The organism is Mammaliicoccus lentus (assembly GCF_947036595.1).
In the GTDB taxonomy this organism is placed as follows: Bacteria; Bacillota; Bacilli; order Staphylococcales; family Staphylococcaceae; genus Mammaliicoccus; species Mammaliicoccus lentus.
Genome location: NZ_OX344834.1, coordinates 2,111,941 through 2,135,035, shown reverse-complemented (window position 1 = coordinate 2,135,035; position 23,095 = coordinate 2,111,941). Strand labels below are relative to the sequence as shown.

The following is a 23,095-nucleotide window of genomic DNA, read 5'->3' as shown; positions in this document are numbered from 1 at the left end:
TCAAAAAATGAATATATTAAAAAGCCCTAATTCGTTTATTAAATTCAACGAGTTAGGGCTATTATGTTTAATTGATTTCTTTATATTCAAATACTTGTAAGGGATTAAATTTAATTAAGTAGTTTTCATACCACGTGCTTAACCCATATTTTTGTTGGTAATGTTCTAATACTTCGTCTATATATCCTTCTGATACGTCTAAATAATTACTTAATTCATATTTATTATGCACGCCAGATTGGTAGGCTTGAACAATATTCTGTAAAGGAATAATCTTTTCAAAGCCAAGTCGTCTTGCTTTATGTTCAAACTTCCATTTCCATAATTCGTTAGTATCTAATATATCTCCATATGTAATATCGTGATGGGCTAACTCTTCACCTAGAACTTCTAATTTTTCTTTGTCTGATAAATTGTCTTTCAACAAAATTAATCCATCTACATATAAACCTTTCATATCCTTTGGAAGATGATTGGTTTCTTTTATGACGATGTGTTCATTATTGATCAGTGTTTTTTCATATCTATTCAAAATATCCCCACCATAGTAATCGATTATTAAATATAGATTATTTGTTTTGATGCTTCAAAAAGTCTACATATTCTAATACTTTTTTTAACTCTTCTTCTGATAATTCTCCATCTAAATGTGCAGCTATTGTTTCTGCAGTGGAGTTATAAGATTGTTTTGTTTCCCCGTCTAATATATAACTGACACTTACATTAAACAATTTAGCCATTTCTTCTATTTTCTTCATCTTTGGTGCTTTTCTTCCTGTTTCCCAATAAGAAATGGATTGTTTTGAAACATTGAGTTCGTCTGCTAACTTCTGTTGCGTCCATCCATTCTTTGTTCTTAATAAACTAATTTGTTCCGAGAGTTTATTTTCAGACACCATAAGCTTCCCGCTCCTTAAATGTTTTATAACTTTATTATAACCAATAGTTATATTAATTCAAATAAAAAATATAAAATATAACCAAAAGTTATTGACGTCAACCGAAAGTTATACTATAGTGTAACCAAGGAGGTGATAGACATGGTTAAAATGAACTTCAAAACAAACAAAGTAGATTTGAATTATTCAGAAGATGAAAGGGGGTTAGGAGTTGATTTAGATAAAGTTAAACAATTCATTGCAATGATTGGTGGATTTTTAGGCGCACTATATTTAGCCTTAAACGCTTCAGGCATTTATATAGAATGGTTAAGCCCAGATAAGTTAAATGCATGGATGAATGTATTTAATACAGGTGTTCCAATATTGTTTGTTTTATACGGTATTTGGAAAAATACATTCATTATAACTAATCAATCTAGAGCGCAAGAAAAGTTTTTGAAAGAATCAGGAAAAAAATAAAAATGTAAAGGATGATTATATGTTAACAGCAATATCATATTTAACTAAGAAAGGATGGGAAATATCATCAGATCCAAGAACATTTGATGATTATCCAAAGAATTATGGTTATAGAAATTATGTAGAAGATGGTATAAACTATGATGCATTTTGCAGTGGGTATCACAGAGCATTTGATGTTTTTAATAATAAAACTGACGAAATACCTGCAGTTGCAAGTGGAACAGTTATTTTAAGCGAACCATTCGGTAATTTTGGTGGGACGATGGAAATACGAGATAGCAATGGAAACGACTGGATTTACGGTCATATGCAAAGAGATTCTTTGAAATTTTCCAAAGGAGATAAAGTGATACAAGGAAATATCATAGGCTTACAAGGCGATACAAACTATGACGATAACCCTATGAGTGCACATTTGCATATTCAATTAAGAGAAAAAGGAACAGACATTACAAGTGAAGTATCAAGAGTGTGTAGTGGTATACCGATAGAAAATTATGACATTACAAAATTAAATCAAAAATTAGATCAATCTAAAAATAAAGGAGAAGTTAAAATGAGTAAAAAAATTATGATAGTTGCAGGTCACGGTTATAACGATCCAGGAGCAGTAGGAAATGGAACAAATGAAAGAGATTTTATTAGAGCTAATATTGTAGATAGAGTTGCAAACTACTTAAAACAAGCAGGTAATAATGTAGCAGTGTATGGTAAAGACCAAGATATGTATCAAGATACAGCATACGGACAACAAGTAGGTAACAAGACAGATTATGGGCTGTATTGGGTTAAATCGCAAGGATATGAAATCGTAGTAGAGTTTCATTTAGATTCAGCGTCAGCATCCGCAACAGGAGGACATGTTATTATACCGAGTGGATTAGCGCCAGATAATATCGACAAAGCATTACAAGCAGCCGTTAAAAAGCATGTTGGTACAATTCGAGGTATTACAGAGAGAAGTGACCTATTAAATTGTAACGTTGCAAAAGCAGAATATATCAACTATAGACTTGTAGAATTAGGGTTCATTACTTCGACTAAAGATATGAATGCTATTAAGAACAACCTAAACGCATATACAAAATCATTAGCAGAAGCCATTCATGGAGCAGCGATTGGAAGTAAACCATCAACGTATACAGTTGTTGCCGGAGATACACTGTGGGGAATCAGTCAAAAAACAGGTGTTACAGTAGCAACATTAAAGAAATTAAACGGATTAACATCAGATGTGATACAAATCGGACAAGTATTGAAATTGAAATAGGAGGTATAAATATGGAGAATAAAAAAGAAAAAAATACCTTAAACATAAACATTACCCAATGACGGCCATCATTTAATAAGTTTATGCAAGGTATCTTGACTAAGTAAAATATAACACAAACCCCCACCATCAACAAGAAGATGGCGGGGGTTTTCTATGGAAATAAATGTATAAAAACTTATTGACAGAATATTATGAATTTATTATATTATTTTTTAAGATAGATTAAAAAGTGAGGTAATTCTTAAAGAATTTGAGACGAGGTGAAGTCAGTGGTAAAAAGAAAGTTTGTTGTTGTTCTTCTAGTTTTATTATTTTCATGTATTGCTGTGTATTTCTCTATGTATACGAATGATAAATTGGATAGATTAAATCCATTCGTCAAAGAACAGTTGAGCTATGCAAAAGTACCCAATTATGAAAATATTGATGAATTAAGAGGTCAGGCATTAGTAGACGCGCAAAGATATGAAGGTATTCAGTCATATGATGAAAAGGGACGTGGAAATAGTTATTTATTAACTTTTACCGGATATGATCCTTCTCAAAAATATGTAAAAATTAGACATAAAGGGAAATGGGTTTATCATATAGAATACATTTCTGAAAATGAATATGATAAGAAGATAAATCAATATTAATAATATTGATGATTACATAAAAAAATTATAATTTGTAATTGAAACTAATATTTTTATAAGACTAAGACATAAGAAAAATGTCTTAGTCTTTTTTTATATCGTTTTAATCATACAGACTGAACTATAAATACGCTATATGGTATGATGAATATGGTGATAAAATATGATAAAAATTGGGCTAACGGGTTGGGGAGATCATGATAGTTTATACACAGATCTTTCTAATAAAAAAGATAAATTAAAAGCTTATGCTTCTCATTTTCCTATTGTGGAGTTGGATGCGACTTATTATGCAATTCAACCGCAAAGAAATATTGAGAAGTGGATTCGTGAAACGCCAAAGAATTTTAGATTTGTTGTTAAAATTCACCAAGCTTTGACAGGTCATGCTGATGTGAAAGAATTTGCTGAAGACAAGAAAGAATTATTTAATTTATTTAAAGATTCTATGAGGCCTTTGAAAGCTTCGGGTAAATTAGCGATGATTCTTGTTCAGTTTCCGCCTTGGTTTGATTTACAAACACAAAATATTAATTATTTAAGGTATGTTCGTGAACAATTAAAAGAATTTGATGTATGTATAGAATTTAGAAACAGAACTTGGTTTCAAAATGATGTAAAAGAATACACTTTGGAATTTTTAACAGATATGAATTTTATCCATAGTGTATGTGATGAGCCTCAAAGTGGAGAAGGTTCAATACCTATGGTGAACCGAGTTACTCATGATATTGCTTTTGTGCGTTATCATGGACGTAATGTTAACGGTTGGACTAAAAAAGATATGACTGATCAAGAATGGCGAGATGTTCGTTATTTATATAATTATAATGAAGCGGAATTGAAAGAATTAAGTGATAAAGTCAAAATTTTGAATCATAAAGCGAAAGACGTATACGTAGTATTTAATAATAATTCAGGTGGTCATGCTGCACAAAATGCTAAAACTTACCAAGATTTATTAGATATTAAATATGAAGGTTTAGCTCCTAAACAACTAAAACTATTTTAGAGGTGACGATGTGGCATATATTGTATTAATATTAATCGGTGCTTTATCAGCAATTATCGGTGCGCTAGTAGGCATCGGTGGGGGTATTATTATAGTACCTTCACTTGTTTATTTTGGTATAGACCATCAACTTTTATCTGGAATGACACCTCAAAGAGCAATTGGTACTTCTTCAGTAATTCTGATTACTACAGGATTAACAGCTACATTAGGTTATTTAAAAACAAAGCAAGTAGATGTTAAAAATGGTTTAATATTTTTAATAGGTATTATTCCTGGTGCGCTAATTGGTGCATATATAAGTAGATATTTAACGTTAGATTCATTTAATTTATATTTCGGTATATTTCTTATTATTATTTCTATCATTTTAATGATTAGAAATAGCGTTAAACCTATTAAATATTTTCAACAAGAGAAATATATGAAATCATTTACAGATCGCTATGGAGAAGAACATCGATATGGTATTCCACCAGTTGTAGCAATTATTTCTTCATTTATTGTAGGTATAACAACTGGTTTATTTGGAATAGGTGGTGGTGCTTTAATGACGCCACTTATGATTATTATATTTAAGTTCCCACCACATGTAGCTGTAGGAACAAGTATGATGATGATATTCTTCTCAAGTTTTTCTAGTTCAGTCAGTCACGTTGTTCAAGGAAACGTATTATGGGTCCACGCGATTGTATTGATTATTTCTAGTTATTTTGGGGCCAAAATAGGCGTGAGAATTAATAGTAAAATTAAATCAGATACAGTTGTTTTAATTTTGAGATTTACGATGTTAATTTTAGGTATATATTTGATTATAAAAAGTATTCTTTAAGGAGTTGAACTTGTGAAACTCACGATATTCCATACGAACGATATTCATAGCCATTTAGATACATACGCTAAAATATCTAAGTACATTAAAACACAAAGAAAAAACATTAATCATGACACGATATACATTGATATTGGTGATCATATAGATTTATTTCATCCATTAACTGAAGCTTCACAAGGTACAGAAAACGTAAAAATATTAAACGATAGCGGAGTTGATGTTGCGACTATCGGTAATAATGAGGGTATGACTATTTCTCATGATGCATTAAATCGATTATACGATGATGCAAAATTTGATATAACATGCTGTAATTTATTTGATTTTGAAGGTGAATTACCCCGTAACATCACTTCACATATTATTAAAGAAGTGAACGGATTAAAAATCTGCATGATAGGTTTGACTGCTCCTTTTAATCATTTTTATGAAACTCTAGGCTGGAAAGTCACGACGCCATTACTTGCTTTAAAAAATGAAATAGCTCAAGTTGAAGGGGATTATGACGTATTATTGGTTCTTAGTCATGTTGGCATATTCTTTGATGAGCAATTATGTGAAGAATGTCCTGAAATTGATATTATTTTCGGAGCGCATACACATCACTATTTTGAAAATGGTGAAATGAAGAATGGCGTGTTGATGGCTGCCGCTGGAAAGTACGGACATTATGTAGGTCAAGTAGATTTAGAAATAAAAAATAAAAAAATTATAAAAAAAGAAGCGCATATATTAAATAGTGATGAATTAGAACACGTTAATAATGATTATGAAGAAAAGGGTAGAACCTTGCTCAACAGACCAGTTTTAAATAGAAGTTTTTCTTTGCCGAGAAGGTTAAATAGTGCAAGTTATACAACAGATTTGCTTTGTGAAAGTGTGTTAGAATTTACTGAAGCAGACTGTGCGATTATAAATGCTGGCCTTATAGTGAAAGAGAAGTCTGGTAATGAATTAACAGAATTTGATATTCATCAAATGTTACCTCATCCTATTAATACAGCTACGATTGACCTCAAAGGGACTGAACTCAAACAAATCATATATAAAGCGATGGAACAATCTTATATTGATGAAGTAGCAATTGGGTTTGGATTTAGAGGAGATATATTTGGAGGATATGTATTTAAAAATATCGGCTACATTGAGTCGACAGGACAATGTTTTGTAAAAGGCGAAGAAGTTCAAGATAATCAATATTATAAATTGGGCACAATCGATATGTATACATTTGGAAGATATTTCCCTATACTGAAAGATATGGAAATAAATTATATTATGCCAGAGTTCTTAAGAAATATTTTTGAACAAAAATTATTACAAATTGAAAAGTAAATGTAAATGGGATTTTCATTTGTAACTATTTTCGGTATAATGTACGAAGATGAAAATACTAATAGAAGGGTGTTCACGTATATGGCTACTAAAAATGAAGAAATATTACGTAAACCGGATTGGCTAAAGATTAAGTTAAACACTAACAAAAACTACACTGGCTTGAAAAAAATGATGCGAGAAAAGAATCTTCATACTGTTTGTGAAGAAGCAAAATGTCCAAACATTCATGAATGTTGGGGTGAAAGACGTACCGCTACATTTATGATTTTAGGAGCAGTGTGTACAAGAGCTTGTCGTTTTTGTGCTGTTAAAACTGGTCTACCGAATGAACTTGATTTAGAAGAACCACAACGTGTAGCAGAATCTGTTCAATTGATGAATTTAAAGCATGTTGTTATTACAGCAGTTGCTAGAGATGACTTAAAAGATGCAGGTTCAAATGTTTATGCAGAAACAGTTCGTAAAGTAAGAGAATTAAATCCTTATACTACTATTGAAATTTTACCATCAGATATGGGAGGTAGCTATGAAGCACTTGAAACACTAATGGCTGCTCAACCAGATATTTTAAACCATAATATTGAAACAGTAAGACGTTTAACTCCAAGAGTTAGAGCGCGTGCTAAATATGATCGTACGTTAGAATTTTTAAGACGTTCTAAAGAAATGTATCCAGATATTCCTACTAAATCAAGCTTAATGGTTGGTTTAGGTGAAACTGTCGAAGAAATATATGAAACTATGGATGATTTACGTGCAAATGATGTAGATATTATGACGATTGGACAATATTTACAACCATCTCGTAAACATTTAAAAGTTCAAAAATATTATACACCTTTAGAATTTGGTAAACTTAGAAAAGTAGCAATGGAAAAAGGATTTAAACATTGTCAAGCAGGCCCAATGGTGCGTAGTTCTTATCATGCTGATGAGCAAGTTAATGAAGCAGCTAAAAGAAAGCATATACTAGGTGAACAAGCACTTAATAACTAATAAGGTGATTTAATGTTAACTAAAATAGGACAAGACTATTTTGAAGTAATAAAAGATGACCAAAAATCATTCGATGAAGAAAGATTTGCAGCGCGTTATTCTGAAATCTTAGATAAATATGATTTTATAGTCGGTGATTATGGATACGAGCAATTACGCTTAAAAGGCTTTTATTATGATTCTAATAAGAAAAGTGATGCCAATAAACGATTTTCATCTATACAAGATTATTTACTTGAATACTGTAACTTTGGCTGTAAATATTTTGTCTTAAGACGATTGTCTAAAGGAGAAATTACAAAGTTAACAGCAGAAGATGCTGAATTTGTTGATGAAGAAAGTAAATTGGATAATGTGAAAATTGAACCAACAATACAACAAAATAGTAAATCCGAAAACAAAGCACACCAAATAGAAACAGAAGAAACTGAAATAGAAGAAATCAAAGTAGAAGTAGAGAACGAAGAGCAAATAGAAATTGTTGAAGAAACAATTATTAGCAAAAATACTTTGAAAGATTATTTGTAAAAAATAACAAGCTGAGACATTTATTTATGTCCCAGCTTGTTTTGTTATATATAAGGACAGTAATATTTTTTATTGTAGTTGGATTAATGTGATAGAAAATCCAATAAAAGTGTTGTTAGTTGGATTTATGTGATAGAAAATCCAATAAGAGGCGTGTAGTTGGATTAATGTGATAGAAAATCCAATAAAAGTGTTGTTAGTTGGATTAACGTGATAGAAAATCCAATAAGAAGGTGTGTAATTGGATTAATGTGATAGAAAATCCAATAAAAGTGTTGTTAGTTGGATTAACGTGATAGAAAATCCAATAAAAGTATGTTTAGTTGGATTAACGTGATGGAAAATCCAATAAAAGTGTTGTTAGTTGGATTAACGTCATAGAAAATCCAATAAGAGGCGTGTAATTGGATTAATGTCATAGAAAATCTAATAAGAGTTGAAAGGGTGAGACATCTTTATGTCCCACCCTCTTATTTTTATGGTTTTTTAATAGATAAAGCTAATTTTGTTTATTATTTTAATCTTTATCAAAAACTTTTTTAATTATATATCAATTACTTCATGTAAATATTCTGTTACTTCTTCGCCTTCTTCTTCTGATAAACCTAGAACATGACTGATATAACCTTCTTCTTCTAAATCGTCTTTACCAATTATGCCAAAAGTATTATTTTGTGTGTTTAATACGATTGTCTTACCAAAATGACGATCTGTATAAATTAAAGTTAAATCATATCGACTATGTTCGCCTACAAAACCTACGAACTGAATTTTTGCTTCGCTTTGGTCGTCATATAAAAACATTTCTATCATTGTTATGGCTCCTTTATTTTAAAGCTTCGTTTATCTTATTAGTATACAGAGCAATGCCTTACAATTCAAAATTATGATATCATAATAGATGAATAGGAGGGATCTACATGTATTTTGTAGATATTAAAACACTTAATCTTAAATTAGAATATTTAGAACAACTTACACAAGATTTTGAAACAGAAAAAAATTCAAAATATGCTTTAGAAAGAATCGCTCACATGATGATTGAATCTGTGGTAGATATAGGTAATTTAATTATCGATGCATTTATTTTAAGAGATCCGGGTAATTACAAAGATGTCATTGATATTATGGAATTAGAAAAAGTATTCCAACCTACTACTGCAGAAGAAATCAGTAACTCAATTGATTTTAGAAAAGAATTAACACGTAATTATGAATCAATTAACCACGATGAATTAAGAAAAGGTTTTGAAAAAGCAGTACCTTTTTATAAGCAGTCTATTGTTGATACGAAACACTTTTTAGAGAACGAAAATGTAGCCGTAACTGCATTTGGAGAAGGAGATAAGAATGAAAGATTATAAAGGTTATTTAATAGATTTAGATGGCACGATGTATAAAGGTTCACAAGTTATTGAAGGTGCCATTGAATTTATAGATTATTTGAATAAAGAAGATAAAGACTACTTATTTGTTACGAATAATTCTTCAAAGACACCTGAAGAAGTAGCGGAAAAATTAAATGAAATAGGTTTTCATACTTCTAGTGAACATGTGATTACTACAGCTATGGCGACAGCTGGATATATTAGTGAAGAATCTCCTGGTGCAACTGTATATATGGTAGGTGGCACTGGACTTAGAAAGTCACTAAATGATGCCGGATTAATTGTTAAAGATGATGAGCATGTTGATTATGTTGTAATGGGATTAGATGAAGAAATTACATACGAGAAGTTAACTGTAGCTTGTCTTGCAGTTCGTAATGGTGCTAAATTTATTTCAACAAATAAAGATGTTTCTATTCCGAAAGAAAGAGGTTTTCTTCCAGGTAACGGTTCTTTAACGAGCGTAGTGAGTGTATCAACTGGCCAAACACCTATATTTATAGGAAAACCAGAAACTATTATTATGGAACAAGCATTAGAAAAAATTGGTCATGCTAAAGAAGAATGTATCATGATAGGTGATCTTTATGATACTGATATTTTAGCTGGTATTAATAGTGGTATAGATACATTACATGTTCATACGGGTGTTACAACATTTGAAGAAATTCAGAGAAAAGAAGTGTTGCCTACTTATAGTATTAAAAACTTACTAGAAATTATTGAATAAATTGTTTAGGAGATGAGAAGAATGAGAGATAAAATATTAGTTGCAAGATTATTACCTCAAGAGTTCATAGATCAAATGAAGCAATTTGCTGAAGTAGATGTTTGGGATAGTGAGTTAGAACCAATGCCCCGAGAAGAATTTTTAAAACGTTCTAAAGAGGCTACAGTTGTCATTACCACTCTTAGTGAAAAAATCGATCAATCATTTTTCGATTCTGCTACGAATGTTAAAGGTGTTGTAAATTTAGCAGTTGGCTATGATAACATCGACCTTGAACTAGCTAAAAGTAAAGGTGTAATTGTTACGAACACACCTGATGTGTTAACTGAAACTACGGCTGAATTAGGATTCACACTAATGTTAACAACTGCCAGAAGAATTGTTGAAGCGGTAGAATACGTAAAAGATGGAAAATGGCAAAGTTGGGGACCTTACTTGTTAGCTGGTCAGGATATTCATGGTTCTACAGTTGGGGTATATGGAATGGGATCAATAGGTGAAGCATTTGCTAGAAGGTTAAAAGGTTTTAACTGTAATGTTCTTTATCATAATCGTTCCAGAAAAGAAAAAGCCGAACAAGAATTAGGTGTAACATATAAATCAATGGATGATTTATTGACAGAAAGCGACTTCGTTATATGTACAGCACCTTTAACAGAGGAAACAAAAGGTAAATTCAATAAAGAAACTTTCAGTAAGATGAAATCATCAGCTATCTTTGTAAATATTGGTAGAGGTGGACATGTCATCGAATCGGATTTAATTGAAGCTATTAAACAAAATGAAATTCGTGGAGCAGCATTAGACGTCGTTGAAAACGAGCCAATAGCAAATGACCACCCATTTTTAAATATGGATGAAATTATTGTTGTCCCACACATAGGTAGTAGTTCAATTGAAACGAGAAATAATATGGTTCAACTTTGCGTTGATAACGCAGAAAAAATTATAAATGGAGATTCACCAATTACACCGGTTAATAAATAGTTTAAATAAAAGCAGAGGATATTCTTAAATCAATAAGAATATCCTCTGCTTTTATGTTATAACAATTGGAAATTTTTAATAATATAAGTTCCTTTATATTTAGCGCTTTAAAGCTATTTAAACCTTTAAAAACGATGTAATCATATTCAATAAACTTCCTTTTAATTCAAGTTTTTTACATATTTTGATTGATAAAAATCTTAATTATACATATAATATAAAAATAGAATAAAAACAAAAGGAGATTATCAATGGAAAAAATTAGAGAATTTATTAACTCTGAGAATTTTAAACTATTTAGTTTAACCATTTTCTATTTCCTAATCATGCTTATTTTATTTTGGATTTATGCTGGTGGAAGTGCGAGCAATAATTTCATTTACAATGAGTTTTAGTAAAGGAGTATGTTTATGAGAGACGTCATAGAACAGTTATCATACATGAGCGATAATCATGGTGATAATGAAGCGATTTGCTATAGAAATAATATGATGACATATAAAGATTTAGATATTTATTCAAGTAAATTAGCAACTTTGTTAAAAGATACATCTCAGCCTCTTGTAATTTATGGTCATATGTCACCATTTATGATTGTAGGTATGATAGCAAGTATTAAAGCGGGTATAGGTTACGTTCCAATTGATACTTCCATACCTAAAGAACGAATAGAACACATTATAGATAAAGTTGAACCAAAGTATGTATTCAATACTACTGAAATTTTATTAGATAAAAAGAATATTAAACAAATAACTGTAAATGAATGTAAAGAGGCATCTATTAACCTCGAAGGTACTAAACAATTGAAGATGACAGATATTGTTTATACGATTTTTACTTCGGGGTCCACGGGGCTACCTAAAGGCGTTCAGATTACATATGATAGTTTATTAGATTTTACTGAATGGATGCTAAAACTCAATCAATTAGGCGAAGGTAAGAAATGGCTGAACCAAGCACCATTTTCATTCGATTTATCTGTAATGGCAATTTATCCATGCTTAATGTCAGGTGGTACTTTAGAGCTTGTTGATAAACAAATGATTGAGAAACCAAGAGAACTTTATGAAATGTTAAATGATAGACATATTGAGAGTTGGGTCTCTACGCCATCTTTTGTTGAAATGTGCTTATTGTTACCAGGGTTTGACGATAATACGTATCCTAACTTAAAACAATTTTTCTTCTGTGGTGAGATATTCAGTCACAAAACTGCTCAAAAACTTATAGAGAAATATAAAGAAGCAACTGTTTACAATACATATGGTCCAACAGAAGCTACAGTCGCAGTGACGAGTATACAAATAACTCAAGATATACTTGATTCATTTAACCCTTTACCAGTTGGGAAAGTAAGGGAACATTCAGAGCTTAAATTAGCTGATAATGGAGAGCTCATTATTAGTGGTAGAAGTGTTAGTAAAGGTTATTTAAAAGATAAGGAAAAAAATGAAAAAGCTTTTAGAATTGAAAGCGATACAAGACATTATTACACAGGAGATAAAGCAGAGTATAAAGAAGGTTATTGGTTCATACAAGGTAGAATAGATTTTCAAATAAAGATTAATGGATATCGCATGGAATTAGAAGAAATAGAATTAATTTTAGAACGTTTGCCACAAGTTAAGCAAGCTGTTGTATCACCAATTAAAAAAGGTGAGAAAGTTCAGTATTTATATGCGACGGTTGTTTTATTAGAAAAAAGTCTTGAAAGTGATATGGAATTAATACACAAGATGAAACAAGAACTTAAACAACATTTACCAGAGTATATGATTCCTAGAAAGTTTAAATTTACCGATCATTTACCGTTAACACCAAATGGTAAATTAAATCGAAATAAAGTATTAGAGGAGTTAGAATCATGATTCCATATGGCGATTTTACTTATTTCTTTATTACTTTATTGTTGATGTTACCAGTCATAATACTAGGGTTAATTGGTAAAAGAAGTCTTATATATAATAGGTTCATCACAATTGTTATGCTCGTTCTTATTTTCTCAGACGATAATAAGAATATATTTGATAATAAGTATTTGAGCTATCAACTTATTTTCTTTACTTTATATGTTATTTATCAAGTGCTGTTAATAAAAAGTTACATTAATATCACTAAAAAAGTAAACGAATTTAAGGTGTTTGCTTTTATGGTATTTCTATCAATATTACCTTTAATACTCGTTAAAGTACTTCAAAGTAGTTGGCTAGGTGAATATCAAATAACGATACATGGAAATAAAGTGATAGAATTTATAGGTTTCTTAGGGATTTCTTATATCACATTTAAGACAGTCCAATTAATAATGGAAATACGCGATAAAAGAATTAAATCAATAGAAGTATTAAAATTAATAGATTTTATCACTTTCTTTCCAACTATTTCATCAGGACCAATTGATAGATACAAAAGATTTATTAAAGATGAAAATAAAATTCCATCAGGTGAGGAATATTATAATCAGTTAATCAAAGCTATCCATTTGGTATTTATGGGATTTTTATATAAATATATTATCGCATTTTATATAAATGAATTAGTCTTAAAAACGATACCAATTGAGACAGATCATACGTTTTTAAATTACTTATTTTATATGTATGGTTATAGTTTTTATTTATTCTTTGATTTTGCTGGTTATAGCTTATTCGCTATCGCATTTAGCTATATGTTCGGTATTCAAACACCTGTCAACTTTAATAAACCTTTTCAATCTAAGAATATTAAAGATTTTTGGAATAGATGGCACATGAGTTTGTCATTCTGGTTTAGAGATTGCGTTTATATGAGATTTGTATTCTTTGTTTCAAAAAAGAAACTAATTAAAGATAAATTGCTTATTTCTAATTTAGGATTTTTATTAAACTTTGCAATTATGGGTGTGTGGCATGGAATTGAAATAAATTACATACTATATGGTTTATATCACGCAATGCTGTTCATAGGTTATGGCTATTACGAACAATGGCGAAAAAAACATCCACCTAAATTTAATAATAAAGTAACCAATTTTATAGCGATACTAATTACATTCCATAGTGTTGCATTTGGATTTTTATTATTCTCAGGAAAGTTAATACATTAAAAAAAGGGAGTTAAATTATGAGTTTTGAAGAAAAAGTTTTAGATATATTAGCAGAAGTTGCAGAAAATGATATTGTTAAAGAAAATCCAGATATTGCAATATTCGACGAAGGTATAATAGATTCATTCGCTACAGTTGGATTATTAATAGAAATTCAAAATAATTTAGGGATTGACGTTACAATTACTGATTTTGATAGAGATGAGTGGGCAACACCAAATAAAATCATAGAAGTGCTTAAGGAATTACAATGAAAATAAAGCTAATATTACCATTAATTTTTAGTGGTATACTGTTTGGTCTATTTCTATTAATGCCAGTAGAATGGTTTTCTGCGTTTTCAAAAAGTGAAAATATCAATAAAGAAGCTACCTCATTAAATGATTCAATATTAAAAGGTGTACACTCGCAAACTGAAATGTTACAAAGTAGAAAATACTATCCCATTTTTGGTTCTAGTGAATTAGAGAAACAAGATATATTTCATCCTGCGTACATACTGAATGATAAAAATGCTAAACTCAAACCTTATTTAATTGGTACAGGCGGGTCTACTGACTTGATTCATGCTGTAAATATTGGGAGCCAATCTCATAACCTAAAAGGGAAAAAATTAGCGATTATTATTTCACCTCAATGGTTTACGAATTATGGTTTAACTAACGATAATTTTAGTGCGAGATTCTCTCCATTACAAGCAGATCATTTATTTGTTAGTGAAACATTAAGTCCTGAAATAAAGAATAGATTTGCTAAACGATTGATAGAATTTAAACAATTAAAATCTGATCCTTATTTAAAATCTATTATTAAATCGAAAAATCATCAATATAAAGAAGGCACTTTCATGAATAATTTTGAATACAGTATTCATGAAAAGCATGATGCATTGAAATCTCTTTTTGGTAAAGAAAAATCACCTTTACAGCACTCGCACAATAAACATTTTCAAAAAATGGATTGGGAAACAATGAAATTATATGCTTCTCAATATGGTGAGCAAAATTCAACCTCTAATAAATTTGGTATGAACGATCAATATTGGAGTTTATTAAAACAACAAAGGAAACGTTTTAATCGAAGTTATGAATTTAATAAAAACTCAGTAGAATTTGATGATTTAAAGTTGTTAATAGATACATTGAAAGAAGCAAAAGCAGACCCGTTATTTATTGTTATACCTGCTAACGGTAAATGGTATGATCATATACACGTTGATAAAATGAAGAGAGAAGCGGTATATCAAAAAATAAATCATACAATCACTTCGAATAATATGAAAGTTTATGATTTAACTGACAAAGAATATGAACCTTATGTAATCACTGATGCAGTCCATATTGGATGGAAAGGTTGGGTTTATATTAATGAGCAAATGTTGAATCATATAAACGGAGAATACAACGAAAATGTGAGTAGAAAATACAATTAATAATTCAGACAGAAATAATTATCACTACAAAAACAGTAGAAATTCATTATAAATATTGAATTTCTACTGTTTTTTTATTTAAAAAATATTTTGAAAGCTTGAAATTAAAAAAGGATTTATCCATTAGAATATCTAATGGATAAATCCTTGACTCTCTATAGATGTCTTATATATTTAGGTTCATTATTTTATGATTAAGTTAGAATACTTGTTCGACTTCAACGACACCAGGTACTTCTTCTAATAAAGCACGCTCTATGCCAGCCTTTAATGTAATAGTAGAACTTGGGCAAGTACCACAAGCTCCTAATAGGCGTAATTTAACAATACCATCATCCACGTCTACTAATTCACAGTCGCCACCATCTCGTAATAAGAATGGTCTTAATTTCTCAAGTACATCACTAACTTGATCAAACATTGTTTGTTGTTCGGTAGTCATATATTAATACTCCTCTCATCAAGTGTTATTAGATACATTAATCTTATTAATCTATTATAATAGAAATAACGTAAAAAATCTATTTATGGAACTAGGAGGATTTTATAAATGTCCAAAGCAAATATTGTCGTATATGGTGCAGATGTTATTTGTGCCAGTTGTGTGAACGCACCCTCATCAAAAGACACTTATGAATGGTTGCAAGCTATACTAGGGAGAAAATATAATCATATAGACTTCGAATTTACGTATATTGATTTTATGAAACAAACTGAAAATTTAACCGATCATGATCAACAATTCATTGAAAGAATAAAAGAAGATGAATTATTTTATCCGCTTGTTACAATCAATGATGAATTAGTTGCAGATGGTTATATTCAACTCAAACCGATTACAAAATTCATAGATGAACACGTGGATGAGAAATAAAAAAGTAGCAGAATTCTGCTACTTTTCTTATCCGTTATGATATTTATATAACCATAGAACACCAGACTTAATAACTCTTGCTAATCGACCGGTAACAGTCTGTTCCATTAAGTACGCAAAGCCTTGTTTTTCTCCTAATGAGCCCACAAATCCTTGTGGTTTAAGTTCTGGCATTTTTTCTGGTAATGGTTTATTTGCCCATTTTAGTTTCATTACTTCAGCAATTTGATCAGCTTGTATTTCTGCTAAATATGCACTCGGTGCATGTGGTAAAGCTGCACAATCACCAACAATATATACATTTGGATATGTCGGAATTTGATGATATTGATTGACGATAACTCTACGGCCGTCATTAGTATCGACCGGTAAATTTCGAACGATTTCTACTGGTTGAATACCAGCAGTCCAAACTACTAAATCTATGTCTTGAGCATCATCGTTATTGTATAATTTACCCGGTTCAACTTTCGTTATATTTGATTCAGGAATGACTTCAACATTATGTTTAGCAAACCATTTTTCTACGAATTTACTTAATTTTTCTGGAAATGCTGGGAGAATTCTTGCACCTCTATCAAATAATTTAATTTTGATATCTTCTCTGCTCTCACGTAGTTCACTTGCTAATTCAATGCCGCTTAAACCGGCTCCCACAACCCCAACAGTAGAACCACTTGGTAAGTCAAATATTGCTTGGTACGTTTTTCGTGCATTTTGGATAGTTTGAATACTGTGTGTGTATTCTTTTGCGCCAGGAACATTGTGATATTTATCTTCACAACCCAGACCAATTACAAGTTCATCATAGTCGACTCTTGTGTCTCCTACAGAAATAATTTGATTGTCTAAATCAATATCTGTAATTTCCCCATATACGGTATTGATTTTCTTGTCATTTGGAAAATTTACTCGAATTTCTTTGTCTGGTTTTGTACCTGCTGCTAAAGTATAAAATTCAGTTTTTAAACCGTGAAATGGCATACGATCAATCAGCGTAATTGAATAATCGGAAGGTAAAGCGTTAGGGATAATTTCCTTCATCAAACGCATATTACCGTATCCGCCCCCTAATAATACTAAGCTTTTCATCGTTATTCTCCTTTGTCCATAAATCAAATTTCTATAAATTTGTATGTATATATTTTATAATATATAAGTATACATTTAGTATAATCGTTTTTGGCATAAACTACAATGAATGTTAAAATAGATAATGAAACGAAAGTGAGTAGGTGAATACATTGAACCCGATTGTCGAATTTTGTAAATCAAACTTGGCTAAAGGCGCTGATGTAGTGTTTAACAAGCTCGACAATGATCCAGATGTAGACGTACTAGAATATGGTTGTCTACAAAATTGTGGACCATGTGCAAGAGGGTTATATGCATTAGTAAATGGCGATATGGTCAAGGGCGAGACACCGGAAGAATTACTAGAAAATATATATAGTCATATAGAAGAAAATTGGATTTTTTAAGGAGGAATAAATTATGTCAACAGTAATTTTAACTGAAGCAGCAGCATATGAAGTTAAGGATATGATGGAAAGTAATGGTATGCCAGACGGTTACTTAAAAGTTTCTGTTAAAGGTGGAGGTTGCACAGGTTTATCATACGGAATGTCAGCAGAAGAAGAACCATCTGAAAATGACATGGAATTAGAATTTTATGGTGTGAAAGTCTTAGTAGACAAAGAAGATACACCAATTTTAAATGGCACTACAATTGATTTCAAAACATCATTAATGGGTGGCGGATTCTCTATTGAAAACCCGAATGCAATTGCTTCATGCGGTTGCGGAAGCTCATTCAAAACTAAAACTGTAACAGGTACACCAGAGAATTGTTAATCCCTTAATATTAATAGTGTGTGACACTTGAAATTATATTGATAAAAATATACAATATACTTTGTATGTAAAGAGTATTAGAATTGCTTGTGACAAAAAACACAAAGTGACACGACATCCCTTCAGGTGTCAAACAATATTTAGAAAGTATAGGTGAAAATAATGGGATTTGAACGCAAAAAAGTTCTTGTATTAGGGGCAGGATATGCAGGCTTACAAACTATAACTAAATTACAAAAATTAGTTTCTAACCAAGATGTTGAGCTTACACTTATTAACAAAAATGACTACCACTATGAAGCTACATGGTTACATGAAACTTCAGCAGGTACGTTAAATTATGAAGATGCTTTATACCCAATAACTTCAGTAGTTGATAGAAACAAAGTAAACTTCGTAAAAGCAGAAGTAACTAAAATTAACAAAGATTCTAAAAATGTTGAAACATCAAATGGTGTATTTGATTACGACATTTTAGTTGTTGCGTTAGGATTTGAAAGTGAAACATTTGGAATTGAAGGTATGAAAGAACATGCTCTTCAAATCGAAAACATTAATACTTCTCGTCGTATCGCGAAACATTTAGAAGATAGATTTGCAAATTATGCTTCATCTAAAGAAAAAGATGAAAATGATTTAGCTATTCTTGTAGGTGGCGCAGGATTTACTGGTGTTGAATTATTAGGTGAATTAACTGAGCGTGTTCCTGAGTTATGTAAAAAATACGGTGTAGATCAATCTAAAGTGAAAATCACTTGTGTTGAAGCAGCACCAAAAATGTTACCAATGTTCTCAGAAGAATTAGTTGATTACGTTGTTCAATACTTAGAAGCTCGTGGTGTAGAATTCAAAATCTCAACTCCAATCGTTGCTTGTAACGAAAAAGGTTTCGTAGTAAAAGTAAATGATAAAGAAGAAACATTAGAAGCTAACACTGCTATATGGGCTGCAGGTGTTAGAGGTAGCAAACTAATGGAAGAATCATTTGATGGCGTTAAACGCGGTCGTATCGTTGTTAAAGACGACTTATCAATCGATAACTATGACGATATCTTCGTTATTGGTGACTGTTCAGCAGTTATGGTTGGTGAAGGCGACAACAAACGTCCATTACCAACTACAGCACAAATTGCTATGCAACAAGGTGAACACTTAGCAGAAAACATCAAAAACATCTTCAATGGTGAAAAAACTGAACCATTTAGTTACGATGACAAAGGTACTGTTTGTTCTCTAGGTAGCCGTGATGGTGTTGGTGTTGTTATGGGCCGTGAAATCACTGGTAAAAAAGCAGCATTCATGAAAAAAGTTATTGATACTCGTGCCATCTTCAAAATCGGTGGACTTGGTTTAGCCTATAAAAAAGGTAAATTTTAATTGCAAGATAATTAAGTAAGAGACCTGCATTAGGCGGGTCTCTTTTTTTAAAGGAGGTTAGCCATGATATCTTTACCACAAGTCATTATATCAATGGCATTGTTTTTCGTATTATTCTTTGGTATTGCTTTTATATTGAACATGCTACTAAAAACAACATGGTTGATGGTTATATTATATCCATTGGTTATATTTGCTATCGTTGATAAAATATCAACAACAATGTATTTCACTAATCCTTCTACAGCATTTTCAAAGTTATTAACTGGAATAACACATATACATACTGCAGATATTTTAATGCTAGGTTCTGGATGGGTTGGCGCAATAGTAGCTGGTTTTGTTATTCGTAATTTAAGAAGAAGCGGTTATTCAATGTTTTAAAAAAGGGGAAATATATATGAAATTACAAATTGAAAAACAGTATTCTACAAATAATCATCCGATTGTTATAGGTTGTCCGAGTCATTTTAATCAAATGCAAAATTTTGATGAAGTAAATAACATATTAAATAACCAATTAGATGATATGAAAAAACAACAAGTTATAAGCAGTGAATTAGGAGAAATTACGTCTTCTGCTGTCATCATCGATAATCAAATTGTTAAATTAATATCTGTTGGTTTAGGAAATTTAAAAGAAATCAAAGAGAAAGATTATCAAAAAATTTATGGTCAATTAAGTCGTTATTTAAGCTTGAATAAAATTGAACAAGTTAATTTATTAGATAACACATTCGTTTCTCAAAATGTCACGAATGAATCACGCTTATATCATCTTGGATGGATGTCTCAACAATCAGTATTTAATTTTGATAATTATAAATCTAATAAATCTGCTCCAATTGAAACTAAAGTCACGTTTATAACAGAAACGAATGATGATATTTTATCGAGTTTCAAACAAGGAGAAGTGCTAGGAGATAGCATTAATTTAGCACGTACTTTCTCTCAAACACCTCCAAATATATTGACGCCTGAATATTTTGCTAATCAAATTAAAGTAAACTTTGAAGATACGAACGTAGAAGTTTCTATTAAAGATGAACAAGCTATTAATGAAGAAGGTTTCGGTCTAATAGACGCAGTTGGTAAAGGATCTATTAATCCTCCGAGGTTAGTAACGTTAGAATATAAAGGTTCAGCTGATGCTCCAATAGCATTAGTTGGTAAAGGGGTAACGTATGATTCTGGCGGTTACCAAATTAAATCAAAAACAGGTATGCCTTCAATGAAATATGATATGAGTGGTGCTAGTAATGTAGTTGCAATGGTGAATGCTGTAGCTCGTTTAGAATTGCCAATTCATATTGTAGCAGTGTTGCCATTAGCAGAAAATATGATATCTAATAAAGCTATGAAACCAGACGATGTATTTACATCCTTAAGTGGTGAAACGGTTGAAATTACGAATACCGATGCTGAAGGAAGACTTGTACTAGCTGATGGTGTCACTTATGCTAAACAATTCAAACCAGAATTAATTATGAACTTTGCGACGCTAACGGGTGCTGTTGTAGCTGCGTTAGGACTTGGTAAAACAGGTATATTCTCTAGTGATGCCGACCAATATTTAGATGCAGTTAAAGAAGCTTCTAAATATTCAAATGAAGTGAGCTTTGAGTTACCAATTACTGATGAAGAAAAGCAAGATATTCAATCTTCGGATGTAGCTGATTTAACAAACTGTGTTTTAAATAAACATGGTAAAGCGTTATTTGCAGCAGCTTTTGTGACGCATTTCAGTGAAGACGTACCTCATTTACATTTTGATATTGCTGGTTCTGCTGATACAGAAAAAGATACTTATCGTGGACCAAAAGGTGCAACTGGTGCTATGATTCCTACTGTACTTCACTTTTTGAAAAATAAAATAAATTATAAAAAGTAATCCTGTTCTATTAATTTGTCGAGCAGGGTTATTTTTTTATAGTATTTATCTGAAAATTTAGAATTAAGCAGCTGTTATTGACATGTTTTCAATCAACTGATATGATAAGTTCATCATTTTACTTTATCGTGGTAGAGAGTTAAAGAACAGGAGGGGGTTTTTTGGAAATAAATGCAGTGTTAGTAGCAGTTATAATTATGATTATACTTTGTTTATTAAGATTAAATGTAGTATTAAGTATATTTATTGGCGCTTTAGTAGGAGGATTATTAAGTGGTATGTCTCTAGACAAAGTGATTGCTACTTTTGGAACGTCTATTGTTGATGGGGCTGAAGTTGCTTTATCATACGCGCTATTAGGTGGATTTGCAGCTTTAATATCATATAGCGGTATAACAGATTATATCGTCGGAAAAATCATACAATCAGTGAAAAAGGAAAATTCTAAAGATAGCAGAGTAAAAATAAAAATCATTTTAGTTGCGAGTTTACTTGTTATTTCAATATTGAGTCAGAATATTATTCCTGTTCATATTGCATTTATTCCAATTCTTATACCTCCATTAATCAGTTTATTTAATGAATTAGAAATGGACAGAAGACTTATTGCTACAGTAATTGGCTTTGGACTATGTTTCCCGTATATATTATTACCATACGGATATGGTCACATATTCCAGTCCATCATTTTTGATTCATTTGAAAAAACAAATATTGATATTGCTTTTAATGATATTTGGAAAGCAATGCTCATTCCAAGTATGGGATATGTATTTGGTTTAATTTTAGCCATAATCATATATTGGAAACCTAGAAAATATAAAAAAATTAAAGTCGAAGAAGACGAAGAAATTGGAAAATTAGAAACATACCCTCTAGTGGTTACGGTTATTGCTATTTTAGCTACTTTTATAGTGCAGACTTTTACAGAATCTATGATATTCGGTGCGTTAGCAGGTATTTTAATCTTCTTCTTCTCTGGATTATATAAATGGAGAGACTTAGATGCTAAATTAGTAGAAGGTATTCAAATTATGGCTTATATCGGTGTCGTAATTTTATCAGCAAATGGATTTGCAGGTGTTATGAATGAGACACATGAAGTTGGTGCGCTTGTTAAGAGTTTAGCGACTATTACAGGAGACAACAAAGCGTTTAGTATCATTATGATGTACTTAATAGGTTTAGTTGTAACGTTAGGAATAGGATCATCATTTGCGACAATTCCTATCATTGCAAGTTTATTTATACCATTTGGTGAAGAAATAGGATTAAGTGCAATGGCGCTTATAGCTGTCATAGGTACAGCAGGGGCATTAGGTGACTCAGGTAGTCCAGCGAGTGACTCAACATTAGGACCAACTGCAGGATTAAATGTAGACGGGGAACATGACCACATTAGAGATACGTGTATACCTAACTTCTTAATTTATAATATTCCTTTAATCATATTTGGTTTCATTGCTGCTATGGTATTATAGTGGTGAATG

27 protein-coding genes and 1 pseudogene are annotated in these 23,095 nt (G+C 31.0%); 23 read left to right on the top strand and 5 right to left on the bottom strand.

The window, feature by feature from the left end:
* Positions 1-67 precede the first annotated feature (67 nt).
* Both ACNMOQ_RS10545 and ACNMOQ_RS10540 read right to left on the bottom strand, forming a co-directional pair.
* On the bottom strand, positions 68-532 hold the full coding sequence (locus tag ACNMOQ_RS10545; protein WP_016999757.1) for an ImmA/IrrE family metallo-endopeptidase: 465 nt from the start codon (positions 530-532) through the stop codon (positions 68-70).
* Between the two features lie 37 nt (positions 533-569).
* The gene (locus tag ACNMOQ_RS10540; RefSeq protein ID WP_026023660.1) at positions 570-899 is read right to left on the bottom strand and encodes a helix-turn-helix transcriptional regulator; all 330 of its coding nucleotides are present in this window, start codon (positions 897-899) and stop codon (positions 570-572) included.
* A gap of 141 nt (positions 900-1,040) precedes the next feature.
* On the opposite strand from ACNMOQ_RS10540, the gene ACNMOQ_RS10535 reads away from it, so the two are divergent.
* The 8 genes and pseudogenes from ACNMOQ_RS10535 to ACNMOQ_RS10500 all read left to right on the top strand — a co-directional run.
* On the top strand, positions 1,041-1,361 hold the full coding sequence (locus tag ACNMOQ_RS10535) for a phage holin (RefSeq protein ID WP_016999758.1): 321 nt from the start codon (positions 1,041-1,043) through the stop codon (positions 1,359-1,361).
* A gap of 19 nt (positions 1,362-1,380) precedes the next feature.
* Positions 1,381-2,634, top strand: coding sequence for an N-acetylmuramoyl-L-alanine amidase (locus ACNMOQ_RS10530; RefSeq protein WP_064211456.1), 1,254 nt, complete (start codon positions 1,381-1,383; stop codon positions 2,632-2,634).
* Between the two features lie 272 nt (positions 2,635-2,906).
* Positions 2,907-3,275, top strand: a complete 369-nt coding sequence (locus tag ACNMOQ_RS10525) for a YxeA family protein (RefSeq protein WP_064204445.1) — start codon at positions 2,907-2,909, stop codon at positions 3,273-3,275.
* 163 nt (positions 3,276-3,438) lie between these two features.
* Positions 3,439-4,287, top strand: a complete 849-nt coding sequence (locus ACNMOQ_RS10520; RefSeq protein ID WP_135031243.1) for a DUF72 domain-containing protein — start codon at positions 3,439-3,441, stop codon at positions 4,285-4,287.
* 10 nt (positions 4,288-4,297) lie between these two features.
* Positions 4,298-5,119, top strand: a complete 822-nt coding sequence (locus ACNMOQ_RS10515) for a sulfite exporter TauE/SafE family protein (RefSeq protein WP_064204444.1) — start codon at positions 4,298-4,300, stop codon at positions 5,117-5,119.
* A 12-nt stretch (positions 5,120-5,131) separates the two neighbouring features.
* A complete protein-coding gene (locus tag ACNMOQ_RS10510) occupies positions 5,132-6,457 on the top strand; it encodes a bifunctional metallophosphatase/5'-nucleotidase (RefSeq protein ID WP_064211453.1) in 1,326 nt (441 codons plus the stop codon).
* Positions 6,458-6,538: 81 nt separating this feature from the next.
* Entirely contained in the window at positions 6,539-7,456 is a 918-nt protein-coding gene (lipA, locus tag ACNMOQ_RS10505; protein WP_016999764.1) for a lipoyl synthase, read from the top strand.
* 12 nt (positions 7,457-7,468) lie between these two features.
* Positions 7,469-7,834, top strand: a pseudogene (locus ACNMOQ_RS10500) (YutD family protein); the annotation flags it as partial.
* 693 nt (positions 7,835-8,527) lie between these two features.
* Here ACNMOQ_RS10500 and ACNMOQ_RS10495 read toward each other — a convergent pair.
* A complete protein-coding gene (locus tag ACNMOQ_RS10495) occupies positions 8,528-8,797 on the bottom strand; it encodes a DUF3055 domain-containing protein (protein WP_016999766.1) in 270 nt (89 codons plus the stop codon).
* 107 nt (positions 8,798-8,904) lie between these two features.
* Here ACNMOQ_RS10495 and ACNMOQ_RS10490 point away from each other — a divergent pair, with 107 nt between their 5' ends.
* The 8 genes from ACNMOQ_RS10490 to dltD all read left to right on the top strand — a co-directional run bounded on the left by ACNMOQ_RS10490 (position 8,905) and on the right by dltD (position 15,609).
* Positions 8,905-9,348, top strand: a complete 444-nt coding sequence (locus ACNMOQ_RS10490; RefSeq protein WP_416349810.1) for a DUF86 domain-containing protein — start codon at positions 8,905-8,907, stop codon at positions 9,346-9,348.
* Positions 9,335-10,102, top strand: a complete 768-nt coding sequence (locus tag ACNMOQ_RS10485; RefSeq protein ID WP_064211452.1) for a TIGR01457 family HAD-type hydrolase — start codon at positions 9,335-9,337, stop codon at positions 10,100-10,102. The genes ACNMOQ_RS10490 and ACNMOQ_RS10485 overlap by 14 nt, the downstream gene beginning before the upstream one ends.
* Positions 10,103-10,123: 21 nt before the next feature.
* Positions 10,124-11,089, top strand: a complete 966-nt coding sequence (locus ACNMOQ_RS10480) for a 2-hydroxyacid dehydrogenase (protein ID WP_239706492.1) — start codon at positions 10,124-10,126, stop codon at positions 11,087-11,089.
* A 251-nt stretch (positions 11,090-11,340) separates the two neighbouring features.
* Positions 11,341-11,484 carry a teichoic acid D-Ala incorporation-associated protein DltX gene (locus ACNMOQ_RS10475; protein ID WP_017001077.1) on the top strand — a complete coding sequence of 48 codons (144 nt, stop codon included), beginning with the start codon at positions 11,341-11,343 and terminating at the stop codon, positions 11,482-11,484.
* 15 nt (positions 11,485-11,499) lie between these two features.
* Positions 11,500-12,960, top strand: coding sequence for a D-alanine--poly(phosphoribitol) ligase subunit DltA (gene dltA / locus ACNMOQ_RS10470; protein ID WP_239706491.1), 1,461 nt, complete (start codon positions 11,500-11,502; stop codon positions 12,958-12,960).
* Positions 12,957-14,177 (top strand): D-alanyl-lipoteichoic acid biosynthesis protein DltB, encoded by a 1,221-nt coding sequence (dltB, locus tag ACNMOQ_RS10465; protein ID WP_064211450.1) that lies wholly within the window; start codon positions 12,957-12,959, stop codon positions 14,175-14,177. Before dltA ends, dltB begins: the two co-directional genes overlap by 4 nt.
* A 17-nt stretch (positions 14,178-14,194) precedes the next feature.
* A complete protein-coding gene (dltC, locus tag ACNMOQ_RS10460) occupies positions 14,195-14,431 on the top strand; it encodes a D-alanine--poly(phosphoribitol) ligase subunit 2 (RefSeq protein ID WP_064205348.1) in 237 nt (78 codons plus the stop codon).
* Positions 14,428-15,609 carry a D-alanyl-lipoteichoic acid biosynthesis protein DltD gene (gene dltD, locus ACNMOQ_RS10455; protein ID WP_239706490.1) on the top strand — a complete coding sequence of 394 codons (1,182 nt, stop codon included), beginning with the start codon at positions 14,428-14,430 and terminating at the stop codon, positions 15,607-15,609. The genes dltC and dltD overlap by 4 nt, the downstream gene beginning before the upstream one ends.
* Before the next feature lie 199 nt (positions 15,610-15,808).
* Here the strand turns inward: dltD and ACNMOQ_RS10450 are convergent, their stop codons facing one another.
* Positions 15,809-16,051, bottom strand: a complete 243-nt coding sequence (locus ACNMOQ_RS10450; RefSeq protein ID WP_017001072.1) for a NifU family protein — start codon at positions 16,049-16,051, stop codon at positions 15,809-15,811.
* A gap of 108 nt (positions 16,052-16,159) precedes the next feature.
* Between ACNMOQ_RS10450 and ACNMOQ_RS10445 the strand changes: the two genes are divergently transcribed.
* Entirely contained in the window at positions 16,160-16,483 is a 324-nt protein-coding gene (locus ACNMOQ_RS10445) for a YuzD family protein (RefSeq protein WP_239706489.1), read from the top strand.
* 27 nt (positions 16,484-16,510) lie between these two features.
* On the opposite strand, the gene ACNMOQ_RS10440 is transcribed toward ACNMOQ_RS10445, so the two are convergent.
* Entirely contained in the window at positions 16,511-17,575 is a 1,065-nt protein-coding gene (locus ACNMOQ_RS10440; protein WP_017001041.1) for an NAD(P)/FAD-dependent oxidoreductase, read from the bottom strand.
* Positions 17,576-17,727: 152 nt separating this feature from the next.
* On the opposite strand from ACNMOQ_RS10440, the gene ACNMOQ_RS10435 reads away from it, so the two are divergent.
* From ACNMOQ_RS10435 to ACNMOQ_RS10410, 6 genes are all read left to right on the top strand, one after another.
* Entirely contained in the window at positions 17,728-17,964 is a 237-nt protein-coding gene (locus tag ACNMOQ_RS10435) for a YuzB family protein (protein ID WP_416349809.1), read from the top strand.
* Positions 17,965-17,977: 13 nt separating this feature from the next.
* Positions 17,978-18,337 (top strand): HesB/IscA family protein, encoded by a 360-nt coding sequence (locus ACNMOQ_RS10430; RefSeq protein ID WP_416349808.1) that lies wholly within the window; start codon positions 17,978-17,980, stop codon positions 18,335-18,337.
* Positions 18,338-18,499: 162 nt separating this feature from the next.
* Positions 18,500-19,714 carry an NAD(P)/FAD-dependent oxidoreductase gene (locus ACNMOQ_RS10425; protein ID WP_017001038.1) on the top strand — a complete coding sequence of 405 codons (1,215 nt, stop codon included), beginning with the start codon at positions 18,500-18,502 and terminating at the stop codon, positions 19,712-19,714.
* A gap of 63 nt (positions 19,715-19,777) precedes the next feature.
* Positions 19,778-20,098 (top strand): YuiB family protein, encoded by a 321-nt coding sequence (locus ACNMOQ_RS10420; protein ID WP_017001037.1) that lies wholly within the window; start codon positions 19,778-19,780, stop codon positions 20,096-20,098.
* A 16-nt stretch (positions 20,099-20,114) separates the two neighbouring features.
* On the top strand, positions 20,115-21,605 hold the full coding sequence (locus ACNMOQ_RS10415; RefSeq protein ID WP_416349807.1) for a leucyl aminopeptidase family protein: 1,491 nt from the start codon (positions 20,115-20,117) through the stop codon (positions 21,603-21,605).
* A 161-nt stretch (positions 21,606-21,766) separates the two neighbouring features.
* On the top strand, positions 21,767-23,086 hold the full coding sequence (locus ACNMOQ_RS10410; RefSeq protein WP_082892526.1) for a Na+/H+ antiporter family protein: 1,320 nt from the start codon (positions 21,767-21,769) through the stop codon (positions 23,084-23,086).
* Positions 23,087-23,095 lie beyond the last annotated feature (9 nt).